This window comes from Vibrio sp. SSH13-20 (genome assembly GCF_040104475.1).
Taxonomy (GTDB): Bacteria; Pseudomonadota; Gammaproteobacteria; order Enterobacterales; family Vibrionaceae; genus Vibrio; species Vibrio harveyi.
In genome coordinates this window covers 305,253-321,870 of sequence record NZ_JBECOU010000003.1, presented here as the reverse complement: position 1 = coordinate 321,870, position 16,618 = coordinate 305,253, and the positions used below count along the sequence as shown (strand labels likewise).

The 16,618-nt window shown below is 45.3% G+C and carries 11 protein-coding genes and 1 pseudogene; 10 read left to right on the top strand and 2 right to left on the bottom strand.

Going from position 1 to position 16,618, the window contains the following annotated elements; all coding sequences use genetic code 11:
* Positions 1–66: 66 nt before the first annotated feature.
* The 3 genes and pseudogenes from ABMY42_RS10180 to ABMY42_RS10170 all read left to right on the top strand — a co-directional run.
* Positions 67–648: pseudogene (locus ABMY42_RS10180) on the top strand (class I SAM-dependent methyltransferase); the annotation flags it as partial.
* A 23-nt stretch (positions 649–671) separates the two neighbouring features.
* Positions 672–1,799 carry an HNH endonuclease gene (locus ABMY42_RS10175; protein ID WP_009696053.1) on the top strand — a complete coding sequence of 376 codons (1,128 nt, stop codon included), beginning with the start codon at positions 672–674 and terminating at the stop codon, positions 1,797–1,799.
* Positions 1,800–1,942: 143 nt separating this feature from the next.
* Positions 1,943–2,662, top strand: a complete 720-nt coding sequence (locus tag ABMY42_RS10170; RefSeq protein WP_017818981.1) for a transglycosylase SLT domain-containing protein — start codon at positions 1,943–1,945, stop codon at positions 2,660–2,662.
* Positions 2,663–2,686: 24 nt separating this feature from the next.
* Here ABMY42_RS10170 and ABMY42_RS10165 read toward each other — a convergent pair whose 3' ends face one another.
* On the bottom strand, positions 2,687–3,478 hold the full coding sequence (locus ABMY42_RS10165; RefSeq protein ID WP_289879803.1) for a 2,3-dihydro-2,3-dihydroxybenzoate dehydrogenase: 792 nt from the start codon (positions 3,476–3,478) through the stop codon (positions 2,687–2,689).
* 92 nt (positions 3,479–3,570) lie between these two features.
* Between ABMY42_RS10165 and ABMY42_RS10160 the strand changes: the two genes are divergently transcribed.
* The 6 genes from ABMY42_RS10160 to ABMY42_RS10135 all read left to right on the top strand — a co-directional run bounded on the left by ABMY42_RS10160 (position 3,571) and on the right by ABMY42_RS10135 (position 13,740).
* A complete protein-coding gene (locus tag ABMY42_RS10160; protein WP_349266268.1) occupies positions 3,571–4,677 on the top strand; it encodes a hypothetical protein in 1,107 nt (368 codons plus the stop codon).
* Between the two features lie 354 nt (positions 4,678–5,031).
* On the top strand, positions 5,032–6,252 hold the full coding sequence (locus ABMY42_RS10155) for an isochorismate synthase (protein WP_049536090.1): 1,221 nt from the start codon (positions 5,032–5,034) through the stop codon (positions 6,250–6,252).
* Positions 6,249–7,868, top strand: coding sequence for a (2,3-dihydroxybenzoyl)adenylate synthase (locus ABMY42_RS10150; RefSeq protein ID WP_188015335.1), 1,620 nt, complete (start codon positions 6,249–6,251; stop codon positions 7,866–7,868). Before ABMY42_RS10155 ends, ABMY42_RS10150 begins: the two co-directional genes overlap by 4 nt.
* Before the next feature lie 66 nt (positions 7,869–7,934).
* The gene (locus ABMY42_RS10145; RefSeq protein ID WP_188015334.1) at positions 7,935–8,825 is read left to right on the top strand and encodes an isochorismatase family protein; all 891 of its coding nucleotides are present in this window, start codon (positions 7,935–7,937) and stop codon (positions 8,823–8,825) included.
* A gap of 33 nt (positions 8,826–8,858) precedes the next feature.
* Positions 8,859–12,806, top strand: coding sequence for an enterobactin synthase subunit F (locus tag ABMY42_RS10140; protein ID WP_188015333.1), 3,948 nt, complete (start codon positions 8,859–8,861; stop codon positions 12,804–12,806).
* Positions 12,799–13,740 (top strand): hypothetical protein, encoded by a 942-nt coding sequence (locus tag ABMY42_RS10135; RefSeq protein WP_154203118.1) that lies wholly within the window; start codon positions 12,799–12,801, stop codon positions 13,738–13,740. Before ABMY42_RS10140 ends, ABMY42_RS10135 begins: the two co-directional genes overlap by 8 nt.
* 15 nt (positions 13,741–13,755) lie before the next feature.
* Here ABMY42_RS10135 and ABMY42_RS10130 read toward each other — a convergent pair whose 3' ends face one another.
* Positions 13,756–14,628 (bottom strand): 4'-phosphopantetheinyl transferase superfamily protein, encoded by an 873-nt coding sequence (locus ABMY42_RS10130; protein WP_061065705.1) that lies wholly within the window; start codon positions 14,626–14,628, stop codon positions 13,756–13,758.
* Here ABMY42_RS10130 and ABMY42_RS10125 point away from each other — a divergent pair.
* Positions 14,603–16,564, top strand: a complete 1,962-nt coding sequence (locus ABMY42_RS10125; RefSeq protein ID WP_029788631.1) for a TonB-dependent receptor — start codon at positions 14,603–14,605, stop codon at positions 16,562–16,564. The two genes, ABMY42_RS10130 and ABMY42_RS10125, sit on opposite strands and share 26 nt — an antisense overlap.
* Positions 16,565–16,618 lie beyond the last annotated feature (54 nt).

Below are 16,618 nucleotides of genomic sequence, written 5' to 3'. Positions count from 1 at the left end.
ACTCATGATGGCGTCTGTCTTCGTTTAACCTTATGATTTAATGAGTTTAATAACAGCAGCCCAACCATGTCTTCGACTTTTCATTTTTATAATCAGAATGCTGGCTCATTAGCAGAGCAATATGATTCAACAACTTTTGAGCAAGTGCATACAAGTTGGCAGGCTTTTTGGCCTCTTGTTGGTGATCGTGTGTTGGATGTTGGCGCAGGCTCCGGAAGAGATGCTAAATGGATGGCCAAAAAAGGCTGCGAGGTTATTGCGCTGGAACCTGCAACATCGCTGTTAAAACTAGGAAAAGCTGAAACTGATGATTCTGTCGTTTGGTTGGAAGATTCTTTGCCAGCACTTGAGAAAACCACCAACTTGGGGCTTCGCTTTGATCTTGTGTTAGTGAGCGCGGTTTGGATGCATCTTGCTACTTCTCATCGTGAACGTGCTTTCCGTAAGCTCTCTAATCTGCTTGCGCCCAATGGTCGATTGGTCATAAGCCTTCGCCATGGAGAGTTCACTGATGGGCGCAAAGCTTATCCTGTTTCTGTTCAAGAGTTAGAGCAGTTGGCAAAGAACAATGCGCTTATCGTTAGACAAGTTTCTGACAGTAAAGATCAGCTCAAGAGGGATGATGTTTACTGGCAAACCGTTGTGATTTTAAAGTGAAAGAAGAACAAGCCGTGTCACTTCAATATTATGTAGATAAATTCCGTAGCCTGAATATGAATAGCTCTAATGGGAAAAAGAGCCCTCATAAAGTGTGCATGTTGCTCACGGTTATGGAGCTCATTCAGGCGGGACATATCTCTTCCAACAAAATAGAGTTTAATCAGGTCCTCAAAGAGCGTTTCACTTATCACTTAGCAAACTTTGCTACTGGGAATGATAGGGATACACCGGAAAATCCTTACTTTTTTCTGAGAAGTGAGGGATTTTGGCACTTGTCTTACAATGATGGTTTTCAAGCGGAATCTACCAAACGATACTCGTCAAAAGCGATTGCTTATGCTTATCTTGATGATGAGCTTTATGATTATATGAGTAGCTATATCGTTTCAAATGAATTGAAAGATGCTCTTGTTTCAAACCTTTCAGATTTAGCGTCTTTGTTTTATCGCTGGTTGATTGACCTAGGTAAGTCAGAGAAAACAGCGAAAAACTATTTGGGCGCAGTTCGTGGTTCAATATCGAACTGGCTTATGGATGCTGGACAGATTCAAGAACCAATTACAGATGTGAAATCATACGGTGAATTTAAGAACTATAAGCTCAAAGCCCAAAGTTTACCTGAGTTTAAAATTCGAGATATCAAGGGGAAAGGGATGTACAGTGCTGCGCTTTCTCACTACGAAAACTTTTTTGTCGACTTATCTCAGATAGATGTTAATGCAGATATTCGACAAGTAATGAACGATAAGCAGCTCAGCTCGACGGAAAAGACTATTTTAGTTAATACAAGAATGGGGCAGGGGCACTTCAGGTCAAAATTAATTGATATGTGGGGTGGTTGTGCCGTTACGGGTTTTAAGAACACGCAGTTGCTATTGGCATCTCATATTAAGCCTTGGCGTGAATCGGATAACGAAGAGCGATTAGATAGATTTAACGGGCTGTTGTTAATTCCAAATATCGATAAGGCATTCGATCTTGGATTCATATCATTCAATGATAGTGGGAAGGTTTTGATTTCAAGTTATCTAGAGAAACCCGAGGTTCTTGGATTACAAGAAGACATGTCCTTTCAGGTGCATCATAGACATAAGCGTTACTTAGGTCACCATAGAGGGGTAATATTTAAGGGTTTATAAATTGAACACGAATGAAGATGAAATCAGCATTTATGTCCTTTCTTCGTTCGCTCTCAGAAAGTCAAAAAGATCTATCTCACACTTTTGCTTGTTATTACTGATAACGATGTTAAATAAGTGAGAAATGGATTACAGTTTAGAGCATGTTTTCCAAATGTGGTTTTATCGTGAAAACGGTTTCTAAGTTATTGTATAAGTTGACAAAAATTAAGCAGCTTAAACACAAGAAAGATAAGGTTTTTCCCCTTTCTGATACGTACACTCAAAAGAATCAGAAAATTCTAAAAATCCTCTCTCCATCTTCATTTTTCTACAAGAAAGGTCATGTTTCTGTGCCCTTTTCGACGCCTTCTGTAGATGCTCTTGCTTGGGGGAGTCGCGTATCTCCTGAGTTTAAAAGTAAAGTGAATGATATTTCCCGAGATCTCAACATCGATCCAAATCATCTGATGGCTTGCATGGCTTTTGAAACAGCAGAGACATTCAGCCCCAGCATTAAAAACGGCTCGGGGAGTGGGGCGACGGGTTTGATTCAATTTATGCCATCAACCGCGGAAGCACTTGGTACGAGCACAAAGAAGCTTGCTCAAATGAGTGCGTTAGAGCAACTCGATTATGTGAAAGCGTATTTTATGCCTTACCGAAACCGCCTGTCTTCTCTTGAGGATGTGTATATGGCGATCCTGTATCCTGCGGCTATTGGTAAACCCGCAGCTCATGTATTATTCAAACAAGGATCAATTGCTTATCGCCAGAATGCAGGGATCGACCGCAATAACGCTGGGAAAATCACACTAGGCGATGTGTCATATAAAGTGAGACGTAAGCTAGAAAAGGGACTGCATCCTAAGTTCTTAGGCTAGCTCATTCTCTTAAATCTGGAGCAACTAGAAAGTTGCTCCGCCGTCCACTCTTAAATCGTGCATGGTAATGTGACCCGCTTTCTCACTCAGTAAAAATTCAATCGCATTGGTTATGTCTTTGGTTTCTGCAATCTTGTTCAAAGGAATACCAATCCGGTGTGACGCTAAGTTACCCTGAATCGTTTCTCGTTCTCCATAGGACTCATTCCACATTTGTTCTTGCATCGGTGTTCTGGTTGAGCCTGGGCTAACAATGTTACAGCGAATGCCGTATGCCGCGAGTTCTAACCCCAAACATTGCACCCACATATGAAGTCCCGCTTTAGACGAACAATACGCCGACATGTTGACTCTTGGGGTGTCTGCTGCGTTCGAACCTACCGCAACAATCGCGCCTTTTTTGTTATTTTGAACCAGCAATTTCGCCAGTTGTTGTGTCAGTAGCATGGTTCCCTTTAGGTTCACGTCTAACGTTTTAATGAGCGCTTCAGGAGGAAGTTCCAGAACAGAACCAAGATGTAGCGCACCGGCGCATGTAATCACGTAGTCAGGAATGAGCTTGCCTTGAGCAAGATAATGACACGCATACTGAACGGCTGTGGTGTTGGCTAAGTCAAAGGGAAGTAGCAACGTTCGAGCTTGCTGTTTTTTTGGCAAAGATTGTTTGAATTCCTCTAGCAGAGCTTGCGTGATATCGCAGGCAATCACAGTAGCCCCTTGTTCCAATAAGCTTTTGGCACAGGCAAGTCCAATACCTTGCCCTGCACCAGTCACTAGGCACAGTTTACTTTTGAATTCTGTGTTGTTTTCACTCATAACCCTCTCCCTTCGTGCTGCAAATATCACATCCAAACTAGATAGATGATAATGATTTTTGTTATCGTTGTCATAATGTTAACAAGGAGGTAATGAAATTGACGAACAAACTAGGTTGGAAAATCAAACCTTGGTTGCTCACGTTAGGGCTTGTCGGGTTGGCTGGATGTGAGTATTTACCACACTACGCAGAGGTAGATCTGTCCGAGCAAAAAGTCGAACAAGTGGTCGAGCAAGCTAAATCAGCAGACGCTGCGATTCTTAATGCGTTTAAGCAACACAACTTTGTGGGTATTGGCGATTATCATTGGAATGATGCTTTCTTGCGCTATGCAACAGAGCTGGTTTCGACTCCTGCATTTTCAGATCAAGTCACGCATATTGTGGTGGAGTTTGGCAATGCAAAGTACCAACCTGTACTGGATAACTACTTAGCTGGTGGGGACGTGAGTGATGAACAGCTTCGCTCAATTTTGCGAGGTTCGATCTACTTTATGGCTTGGATGCCAGATGCTTATGCCGATTTCTTCAAAGCGATAAAAGTGCGAAATCAAACGCTACCTAAAGGGAAAAAAATCCATGTGCATTTAGCCGAAGCACCGTTTGATTGGAGCACTGTGAGTGATGAAAAGGTATGGCAGCAAGCTGCTAAAAACAAGACGGATCATTTTTATCAAGTTGCTGCTGAGCGTATACAATACAATCAGAAAGCACTGTTGATTTTTGGGGCTTTCCATTTGGTGAATGCGCCGCGGGATTACGTTGCAAAAACACAAGCCAGTGCTTGGCCATTGGCGACACGATTAGAGCAAGCGTTTCCCAATAGTACCTACTTGATTTGGCCAATGACGGAACCAGAAGTGGTGAAGACGTTTCATGACGTAAAAGCTCCGGCGCTTCTTGAGGTCGCAAAAAGTCCGATTGCTGATCTGAGGTTTATCGATTTATTACCAAAAGCCCGTTATAAGCTTGCTGCGATGGACGACATGGACGCCCAAGTCGGTGGTTTGTTTGATGCTTTTCTTTATCTGGGTGATAACCAACGAACAACGGTATTCCCTCGTGATGTGATGGAAGATAGGGAGTGGGTAAATGAGATGCAAAGACGCGTCGATATTATCGGTGGGAAGACGCAAGACCGCTTCAATGAGATTCGCTCATTAAGTGATAAGAAGTACGGCTTTGTTGATAACAGCTGATGCGGTGTTGATTGAAATAAAGATTGAGAAAGGGCTGACGGCTGAGGGCGTCAGCCCTTTCTTTTTGGCTATGGATCCAAATCAAAAATTGTTAACGATGCATACGAACCAAGGCAAGTCGCTCTGAATCCTCCACCTTGAAGTTACTTAGATTTGAAGCTAGTTAGATATAAGTATGGTGAATTGTTTGTTTGAGGTTTTATTTGTTTAAGAATATTAATTTATAAAACTATAAGTTATGCGAATGATAATTATTATCAAAAATGATTGAATAATTGTAACTAGGTGTGTAGTCTCATTCTTCAAATGAGAAGGAATCTCATTTGGGACGCTATGTTTAATACAGTTTGAGAGATGATTATGCTTCGTAACTCCATGGGAAGCAGTACTATGCTCACAGAGTTTCTCAACGCCCATACGGATGACGCTTCGTTCTTCTTTAGCTCACCGACGGTGACGTTGCTTACACAAGGCATTGCTGCAGAATTTTCCCAACAAGTTAAATTCTCAGAGTTAGATACTCACATTAGCAAATTACTAGAATCGGCGAAGGAAGAGGGGAATGACAACCCTATTGCCGTTGGTGTAATACCGTTTTCTGAACATAATCCCGTGCACTTTATCGTCCCTGAGCGTTTGATCACTACGTCACCGATCAGACCGGATAAAGTATTAGATATCGATGGTTGCAACGACTGTCATCCTTCTTCTATTCAACCTATCCCGACGCCTACTGAATACATGCATAGTGTTGAGCTTGCCACTCATCGTTGCAGCCAAGAAAACATCGCTCTTGATAAAGTGGTGTTGTCACGCACGATGCAAGTGGATACACAAGATGAAATCGATCGAGCTCGCTTCCTCAAAACCTTACTCAAGCAAAATCCTGGTGGTTATACCTTTTCTACTCGTATCGGCGGTAGTCATTCTGACGCTTATTTGATGGGGTCCAGCCCTGAATTACTGGTATCCCGTAAAGGTCCTCATGTGTGCTCAAACCCTCTGGCAGGTTCTCGTCGACGTTGTGAAAATGCATCAATGAATCAGCAGCAAGGCGAGCTCATGATGGAGAGTAGCAAAGATCTTCATGAGCATGCGGTAGTGGTCGATGCGGTAGAAAAAGCGCTTCAACCTTGGTGTCATAACCTTTATGTGCCTATGGTGCCGTCGGTTATTGAAACCAAAGCCATGTTGCACCTTTCGACTCGTATTGAAGGGACGGTGTCCGATGCCAATACCAGCGTTCTGAAATTGGCGAGTGCGCTTCACCCAACACCTGCCGTGTGTGGCTATCCTACGGCTCAAGCTTACGATTTCATCAGTCAAGTGGAGCCCTTTGATAGGGGCTATTTCACGGGTCTTGTTGGTTGGGTAGATGCTCGTGGTAATGGCGAATGGGTTGTTGTTATCCGCTGCGCTGAAGTTGAGAAGAAGCGTATTCGAGTTTATGCCGGAGCTGGGATCGTCTCCGGATCTGAGCCACAAAGTGAGCTTGAAGAAACAGGAAATAAAATGCGCACTGTATTGAACGCGCTGGGTATTGAAATTCGTGAGAATATGGAGGTGGTTCAATGACTTGCTTAAGCATGAATGCCCCTGGCTTTACACCTTGGTCGGAAGGTTTAGCAAAGCAATACCGCCAAGCGGGTTTTTGGACAGAGCAAACCATTCCAGAGATGCTTGAGGCAAGCGTCTCTATTTCTCCTAACCATGTTGCTCTAGTTGAGGGGGCTCGACAGTGGACGTATCAATCGTTACTTGAGCATGTTGATAAGTTAGCTGCTGGTTTCCAATCGACTCTGAATCTTAAATCTGGCGACAAGGTCGTTTTGCATTTGCCTAACATAAGCGAGTTTTACATTAGCTTTTTTGCACTGCTTAAAATTGGCGTTCAACCTGTGCTTGCGTTACCCGCTCATCGTTATTCGGAGATTCGATACTTTTGTCATTTTACACAGGCAAAAGCGTTAATCACTGCTCCTCAACTCGGCGTCGATACGGCTGATATTGCGCTGCAAGTAGCGTCTGAATTACCAAGCTTAAAGAACATCGTTTGGGCGGGTGACATGAGTGCCATGCCGATTGGTAGCGTAGCCCTTAGAGCGCTCTTGCTAGACAATGTTGAACCTCAAGTTCATCGCGGTGAAGATTTTGCCTTTTTCCAATTATCGGGTGGTACGACTGGCACACCTAAGCTTATTCCTCGCACACATTACGACTATCTATACAGTGTACGAGCGAGCAATGAGGTTTGCCAATTCTCGCCAAATACGCGTTACCTTTGTGTTTTACCGGCCGCCCACAATTTCCCATTGAGTTCTCCCGGTGCGTTGGGCTGTTTTATGGCGGGTGGCACCGTTGTACTTGCTCCAGACGCAAGCCCTCAAACTGCCTTTTCTTTGATTGAAAAGTACCGAATTACCGTAGCCGCTTTAGTGCCACCGTTGGCACTATTGTGGCTCGATGAAGCCGCAAGAACTCGACATGACCTTACTTCATTAGAAGTGCTGCAAGTTGGGGGGGCTCGTTTTAGTGAGGAAGCGGCAAAGCGTATCAAACCTGAACTTGGTTGTACCTTACAGCAAGTATTTGGCATGGCTGAAGGGCTAGTTAACTACACCCGTCTAGATGATCCTGAGTCCGTGATTGTCACGACGCAAGGTCGCCCAATGTCACCTGCTGATGAGCTGTTGATACTCAATGAAATGGGTAACCCTGTCCCGCAAGGTACGGAAGGTATTTTGTTCGTGCGTGGACCTTATACCATTCAAGGTTACTACCGGGCTCCTGAGCACAATCAGCGTTCATTCACCGAGCAAGGCTACTACCGTACTGGCGATGTGGTACTGCTGACTGAAGAGGGCAATTTGAAAGTTGTTGGTCGCGACAAAGATCAGATTAACCGAGGGGGTGAAAAAATCGCAGCAGAAGAGGTCGAGAACCATTTGCTGGCGCACGATTGTGTCCATGATGCTGCTGTTATTGCCATCCCAGATGATTACCTTGGGGAGCGCAGTTGTGCTGCCTTAGTTTGCCCGCAGCAAGCCCCGAAACCGATCGAGATAAAGCGTTTCTTACGAGGGCGTGGGCTGGCTGATTTTAAGATCCCAGATATGGTCGTTTTTGTTGATGTATTACCCAAAACGCCAGTAGGTAAAGTGAATAAAAATAAATTACTCGAACTCGTTTAACCAAGGTCGAAACACCAAGGTTGATTTGGTGTGCTTGGCATTTTGATTACTTTGGAGATAAGCCCAATGGCCATTCCATCTATCTCTGGTTACTCACTAACGAAAGTGAAGCCAGAAAATCGCGTTAACTGGTCAGTAGAACCACATCGTGCCGTGTTGTTAATCCACGATATGCAGCAATACTTTCTCAATTTCTACGATGCAGACAGCGAGCTGATTCAAATGTTGACTCGCAACATTCAAGAGATCAAACAAGCATGTATTGATGCCGGCATTCCAGTGGTTTATACCGCGCAGCCCGGTGACCAACGCCAAGAAGATCGCGGCTTATTGACCGATTTTTGGGGTCCCGGTTTAAAAGCGGATGACAACATTACTCGTATCTCCCCGGCACTTGCGCCAACGGAGCAGGATACCGTTTACACCAAATGGCGTTACAGTGCGTTTCAACGTACGCCACTTAAATCCATGATGGATGAAACGGAGCGTGATCAGCTAATTATCGTGGGTATTTATGCTCACATCGGTTGTTTACAAACCGCGGCAGAAGCGTTCATGACAGACATTAAAGCTTTCATGGTTTCCGATGCCGTTGCTGACTTCTCAGCGAGCGATCATGACATGGCGCTCAACTATGTGGCGGGTCGATGCGGTTATGTCTTGGACAAGCAGCAATTGCTCGAACAAGTGGCAAGTGCGAACGAACTCGCAGCTGGTGATTTTGTGATTCCTCAGTCGCAACCGCAACTTACTCAACAGTTAGCGGCGCTGTTAGAGGTACCAGCCGATGAGATGACGCCAGAGGATAGTTTGCTTGATTTTGGTTTGGATTCGGTACGCATGATGTCGCTGGTCGGAGATTGGCAACAGGCGGGTCTTGATGTGAGTTTTATGGAATTAGCAGCGAAACCTAGTTTGCAGGATTGGTGGAGACTGATCGAGAAGAAGCTGACCTAACAGCCAAAGCGGAAGAATGACAAAGGAATGAACATGTACGATTTACCTTATACGGCAGAACAATTGTTGCCGCTTACGGATGCCCAAGCAGGGATTTGGTTTGCTCAGTTACGTGACCCTAAAAACCCAATTTATAAGACTGGCGAATACCTGGTTATTGAAGGCGAGGTGGATGAGCCTTGTTTTGTTGAAGCAGTCAAAACGGCAATTGATGAAGTCGACTCGTTGCACGCTAAGTTTGTTACCACCACCGAAGGACCGCGAATGGTGATAGATAGACAAACCTGGCAAGTCGAACGTATCGACTTTTCGCAACACGTTAAACCGCTTGATGCCGCTGTGACTTGGATGAAAGATCAGTTAAAGCAACCTGTCGATTTGGAACAAGGTCCTTTATTCATCATGGCATTGCTTAAGCTCTCCGATGATCAATACGTTTGGTTCCTTTCACTGCATCACATTGCGATAGACGGTTACAGCATGTCGCTGGTCGCGGGGCGGGTGGCGCATGTTTATGGTCAGTTGGTTAAAGGAGAGCACTTTGAGAAGCTTGAATTTGCAGACCAACAGGCTCTTTTGAAAGAAGATGACGACTATAAAGCTTCTGAGAAATACCAAAAAGATCGCGCATTTTATTTACAGCGTTATGCCGACCATTCTGACACTGTAAACCTTGCGGGTAAGCCGACAGTGACTTCAGACCATTTCCTTCGTCTAAAAGGTGCAATGGCAGCCTCTGACTTTCAGAGAATGGAGTCGTTAGCTAAACAGTGCAGAACACACTGGTATAGCGTACTTATCGCATCTATTGCGGCTTATGTACACCGTATGACACGCTCCAATGAAGTGGTGATTGGTGTGCCTCTGATGGGGCGTTTGGGCTCGGTAGCCATTCAAACTCCGGCGATGCGCGTCAATATTCTTCCCGTACGAGTCAGTTTTGAATCAAGATTGGATATCAAAACGTTGGTGAAGCAAGTTAACCAAGAATTTGCATCGGTTCGCCGTCATCAAAGCTATCGCTATGAAGAGCTTCATCGCGAGCTAAATTTGGTAAAAGATCATCGTAATCTATTTGGTCCATTGGTGAATATTATGCCGTTTGAGTACGAGCATAAATTCGGTGACCTCACTTCAAAAGCACACAACTTATCAGCCGGACCGGTCGATGACATTTCTTTCTATTGCTATGAATTAGCTGGGCAATTACACATCGATATGGATGCGAATCCAGAGCTGTATTCAGAGAAAGAGATTCATGAGCATCAACAACGCTTGTTCCATTTTATGAGTGACTTTTTTACAAGCGCAGAAGCTCAAGATCCTTCTCATTGCCAAGTGAGTGATGTCAGTATTCTACTGGCTGGTGAGCGAGAGAAGGTTGTCGAGACATGGAACGATACCGCTCACGAAGTACCGGAAACGACGCTGTCCGCCATCATGGCTCGCCAACGTATTTTGACACCACACGCTCCGGCTTTGATCTTTGAAGGTCAGAAGTTGAGTTACGAGCAACTGGCTCGCAAAGTGTATTCACTCACCAACTGGTTAACAGCGCAAGGCGTTGAGCTTGGTGACCGCATTGCTGTGTGTGTCCCAAGAAGCGAAGAGCTGATTGTAGTACAGCAAGCCATTTTAGCGGCTGGCGCGGTTTATGTGCCTGTGGATCCTGACTACCCCGAGGGGCGTATCCACTACATGCTCGAATCTTCTTCACCGAAATTTGTTTTCTCAACCAAGACGCTTCAAGACAAACTGCCGCAAGAGGTGGATGTAAAGCTAGTGGATGATGAGACGCTGCCTACGATATACAAAGTAGTAGAACCGTTGCCTCCTCAAGTTAAGCCAGAACCTCATTCACCAGCTTATATGATTTATACCTCGGGCTCGACCGGGAAACCAAAAGGCGTCGTCGTTACGCATGATGCGATTGTCAATCGACTCTTGTGGATGCACGACCAATATCCAATTGATGCGAAAGACCGGGTATTACAAAAAACGCCAGCAGGGTTCGATGTTTCAGTATGGGAGTTCTTCTGGCCAATGATGGTCGGATCGTGCCTTGTTATTGCGAAACCAGACGGACACAAAGACCCAATATACCTACAAGATTTGATTCATAAAGAGCAGATCACCACCTTGCATTTTGTGCCTTCAATGCTGCAAATTTTCGTACAACAAGCAGATGCCAGATTGTGCCAAAGTCTACGCCAAGTCTTTTGTAGCGGGGAGGCGTTGCCAATGGAGCTAGTCAATCATTATTACCAAGAGTTTGATGCACCATTGCATAATTTGTACGGTCCGACAGAAGCTGCGGTGGACGTAACTTACTGGCCAAGTGAGGCGAATACGCAAGGGAATTCGATTCCTATAGGTCGTCCTGTATGGAACACGCAAATCTATATTCTGGATGATGAACTTAATCCTGTGCCTCCCGGTGTAGTGGGTAACTTATACATTGCAGGTCGACAGTTGGCACTGGGCTACCATGGTCAGCCAGAACTGACTCAAGAGCGCTTTATCGATAATCCCTTTGGTCCACAAGGTAGCCGAATGTACTTGTCTGGTGATTTGGCGCGCTGGCGCGAAGATGGTGCGATTGAATACTGTGGGCGAAGCGATTTTCAGGTCAAGATTCGTGGTTTCCGAATCGAGTTAGAAGAGATTGAAAATGCCTTAGCAAACCACCCAAGTGTTGCGCAAGTTGCCGTGTTAGCTCAGGAATATACTGAGAATGATAAACGCCTTGTTGCTTATGTGTCGGCAGAGGATCTTGAGCAGGGAATTGATACTAACGCACTACAAAAGTACCTTGCTGAGCCATTACCGGAATACATGGTGCCAAGCTATTTTGTTGAGCTTGAAAGCTTCCCTTTAACACCGAATGGTAAATTGGATCGTGATGCGCTACCCAAGCCAGATTTGTCTGCTCAAGTGAGCACAAAAGGACCAAGTAACCTTGTTGAAGAGCGTTTATGCAAACTATTTTGCCGCTTACTTGATTTACCGGCGGTTGGTGTGGATGACAACTTCTTTGAATTAGGCGGACACTCGTTGCTTGCTGCTCAGTTGATTGCTCATGTGAAAGAGATCATGGGAATTGAGCTATCGCTTGCGGCGGTGTTTGAGTCTCCGACGGTTTCCGGTATTGCCGCCAAGCTAAATGGCAGTGAAAGTGATGAAGCGCTCAATATCTTACTGCCTCTGCGAAAGCGAGAGGGTAAGCCAGCTATTTTCTGTGTCCATCCTGCTGGTGGCTTGAGTTGGTGCTATGCGGCTTTGACTCCGATTCTTCCATCCAATGTGCCTCTTTACGGCGTACAAGCGAAAAACCTCGGTGACCCTTCTTCTCCGCTGCCTAAATCAATGACCGAAATGGCTGAGGATTACGTGGCGGCGATTCGAGAAGAACAACCCTTTGGTCCATATCACCTACTAGGCTGGTCTATTGGCGGCATGATTGCGCATTTAATGGCGGGCATCTTACAGCAGCAAGATCAAGAAGTTGGCTTAGTCACCTTGTTGGACTCTTACCCAACGGAGCAATGGCAAAGTATGCACCCGCCTGGCGAAGAGAAAGCGCTTGGCGCCTTAATTCGTATGGCTGGGGTAGAGTTTGATGAATCGTTGCATTCTAGCCTAACGCGACCTGAAGTGATCGACATCTTACAAGATGCAGGATCATCAATGGCGCACCTGAGTGCTGAAACCATTACGGCAATGGTGGAAGTGGTCATTAACAACAACCATCGCGTACGCGATAGCGTCGATTATCAGTATCAAGGGGATGTGTTGTTTTTCAATGCGGAGAAGCCACCGGAAGAGGCATTTCTTGATCGCAATGGATGGTTCAAATACATGGATGGCGAGCTCAAAGTGATCGATGTCGCGTGTATTCACCGTGAAATGATGCGCCCAGATATGCTGCGTTTGATTGGTTCACATATGGTTGAAGAACTGAGAGAGAGATTTGATGTTTGATACCTCAACCAAAGCAAAAACTAAGGATTTGTTGGAGGGGGCGGTTTCCCCTCTGGCTTTTCTCAAAAGCAAACTTAACGCTGGCAGTGTAGTTGCCATCGGTGAAGCTCATTGGTTTAGCGAACTGTTCGAGAAGATAACGGAAGCCTTACTTGCACCTGAATTGGATGGCTCGTTTTCCCATTTGTTCATTGAATTTGGGAATGCCAAGCATCAAGCATTACTCAATAACTACTTATCGGGAGAGACGGTTACCCAAGCTGAATTAGCGGCGGTGTGGTTGGACTCAGTCGCATTTCCCGCTTGGTTGCATCCTTGTTACGGTGCTTTCTTTGAGCGAGTTCGTGCTGTAAATAGCACGCGTAAGGTGCCGATCAAGATAGTGTTGACCGAACCATCGTTCAGCTGGGAAGACATCCAACATTCGAAAGAGTTAGCAAAGCTCAGTGCACAACGTGATCAAGCTTTGGCAGAAGGAGTAGAAAAACAAACGTCGAAATGTGGGCTTGGTGTGGTGGTGTTAGTTGGTGCAAGACACATTCTGAAGTGCTCGCCAACGTTGGGCTTTATGGCAAAACACAGCACCTTCGGTGAGCTAGCGAAACACAAGTTTGGTGAGCAGTATGTATCAGTTTGGCCACACATCTTATCTAGTGAACTGAATGCACCTGAACATGGCATTTACCCGACGGATCAGCCTTTACTAAAGCAGCGCTCGTTTCTTGAACTGATCCCGAAAAAGCCTTCCGTGAATCCATATGCTTTTACCTGCTTAGATGAATTGATTGATGCTTATTGGTACTTGGGTCCACAGACAAGGCAACTCGATACAGTAGGTATTTCAATCCCACAAATGTGGAAGTGGCGTTTAGAGCAGCGCTTACCGCTGGTTAATGAACGACAGCAAATGGTGATCAAAAAGGTCATCGAATAGAAATGAATGACGACTTCATGAGGAGAAATAGCACAGTGAGAAAATAAACTGCTTGTTGAAGCAGTAGTAGCCATGAAATGGAAGGTCGGGCAATTTGGCGGTTAAAGAGGTTTGGTTATTTCCAATCAGCTCGAAGCGAAATTGTCCTGAGTTTTTACTCTCAGGCAGCAGCGTGATTTGTGCTTCTAGAAAATCGAAATACACCTGAACAAAGGGGAAGCAGCATTTAAACAAGCTCTCTTTGATGCTGAATATCAGAGCATCAGGTAGGTGGCTAGACGATTTGATTAAGTTCTGTTCGTCACCTGTGTAGATGCTTGTAAAAAGGTGTGAGGCGAGGGGGACATTGCGTTCTACGTCGATCCCTAAGCTTGCGATGTCACTTTTTAATGCACAACCCGCGAGGCAAATACCATCAGTGTGACTGATGCTGCCACTGATTGGCTGAGGGAATAAAGGCTCTCTGGATTTCCCCGTCAAAATGAGCGGGGAGTTCCCGTTATCTTGGCTTAAGGAGAGCATTTGTATGGCGGCACGAGCCGCGTTGCGTCCTGCTCTGAATTCTCGCTGGCGTTTAGCTATCGACTTATGAATTTGTTGCTCTTCCTCGGGAAAGCCCAATTTGGAATACATCTCCGGTGTGGCTTTTACGATGTGAACCCTTGGACTGACACTTTCTAATTGAAGACAGAAAGGGTCGAGAATGTTACCCAACTCGGTGCTTTTCAATGTGTTGCAGTTCAAAAATATAGCCCAGCTCAAATCTAAATGTAAATACGAGTAGTAATGATTGTCATTTATACATTCGTTTATTAGAGTTTGCGAGCTCAATTTATTTATAAAATAGATATAAGGATATGCAGTGAATAGTTTAGTTAAAAAGCCCACATTTATGCCGACAGTGCTTGCCGGTGCACTTTTGACGGCACTCAGTGGTCATGCAGTTGCTAACGATAAAGATGATGTTGTGGAAATGGAGCGCATGGTTGTGACAGCGTCTTTAACACAGCATTCAGAGTTGACTGCACCGGCATCAGTGTCGGTAATTACCGCTGACGATCTCGCTAAGATGCCGGTAAAAGACATTTCAGAAGCGGTGCGTAGTGCTACTGGGGTGAGTGTGTTGAGTAGTACAGCTTACGGTCGTAACACCATTCGTATTCGTGGTCTGGATTCTAAGCACACCTTGGTTTTGATTAACGGTCGTCGTATTAACTCTCAAGATGCTTTGATTCGTGGTAACGATTTTGACTTATCAAGCATCCCACTGACTGCGGTTCAGAGAATTGAAGTGGTTCGCGGTCCGGTTTCTTCCCTGTATGGGTCTGAAGCGATGGGTGGTGTGGTCAACGTTATCTTGAAGTCGCCAACCAAAGAGACATCAGGTTCTGTTGGTTTGGAATACGAAAGCATTCTTGAAGGCGACGGTGGTGATGGTGTTAAAGGTCATGCTTACGCTAGTGGTGAACTCGCACAAAACCTTGAAGGCAGCATCATTGTTGAAAGCTCTTCAAGAGATCCGTGGCGTACCGATACTAACCCGACCTTTGATGCATTAGAAAAGAAAGACACCACCAATGTATTTGGTGAGATGGCTTGGCAGCTTACTGATGAACAGCGTTTGATCGCCGATGTGATTTACACCAACGATGAGCGTGAAGCGGATTGGGTCCATCCTCGTTCGGGTGCGCAAACAAATTCCCAAGACTCAACGCGTTGGAACTACGGACTGACGCATGAAGGTGCATGGGAGTCTGTGGATACACAAGTACGTTTGTATGGCGAAAATATGAAGCTTGATGATGCAAGTACGGCATACACCAATGGCGCTGCTGATGTTGAGCTACAAAACAACACGCTTGATTTTAAAGTTTCTGGTTTGTGGCGTGACTCACATGAGTGGGTGTTTGGTGGCGAATACCGTACTTCTGAATTGGAAAACAGCCGAGATGTACCATCAGGCGACATCGATAACTATCAAGGCGCGGTTTTTGTTCAGGGTGAGTTCGATCTCGATAAATTGGCGCTGACACTTGGTGGTCGTCAAGACTTCCATGAAGTGTATGGTAGTCACTTCAGTCCAAGAGCATATGCAGTTTATAGCTTCACCGATGAATTTGTGTTCAAAGGTGGTGCGGGTGGTGGTTTCCGTGCGCCAGGTATGATGGAAAGCAGCGATCAAGTACGTGTAATCAGTTGTGGTAACCGTTGTTGGTTAACGGGTAACGATGATCTAAAACCTGAAGAATCAGAAAGCTACGAAGCCGGTTTTGCTTATGAGTCCACGTCTATGGGTGTTGGTTTGATGTACTACTACACGGACTTTAAGAACAAGATTGAACGCGACCTAACCAAGCCAGTTGGTGCGGTTGGTAAAATGCCTATCTTCACTTACCAAAACATCGGTAAAGCAGAGATCAAAGGTATCGAGCTTGAAGGTTGGTATGACATTACTGACAGCATCAACCTAAAGGGTAACTACACCTACACGGACGCGAAAGACAAGAGCACGGGTGATACGCTCATGAAGACGCCAGAGCATCTTGCAAATCTTGATTTGAACTGGGAAGTGTTTGATGCATTCACTACGTTTGCGCGAGTAAACTACGTTGGTGAACAGGTGATCACAAACCAAAGCCGTGAGAACAAAACAGTAGATGGCTACACGCTTGTCGGTCTTGGTGTTGCTTATGACTTCCAACAGCTCAATCTTAAAGCTGGCTTGAACAACATCTTTGATGTCGAGCTTGATGATGAAGACGACTACTACGGTTATTCAGAGAAAGGTCGCAGTGCATACGTAAGTGCAACTTACCTATTCTAAAGCGAATACTGGTTTGATCTAACAAGCAGCCTCCTAGCCGGAAGCTGCTTTTTT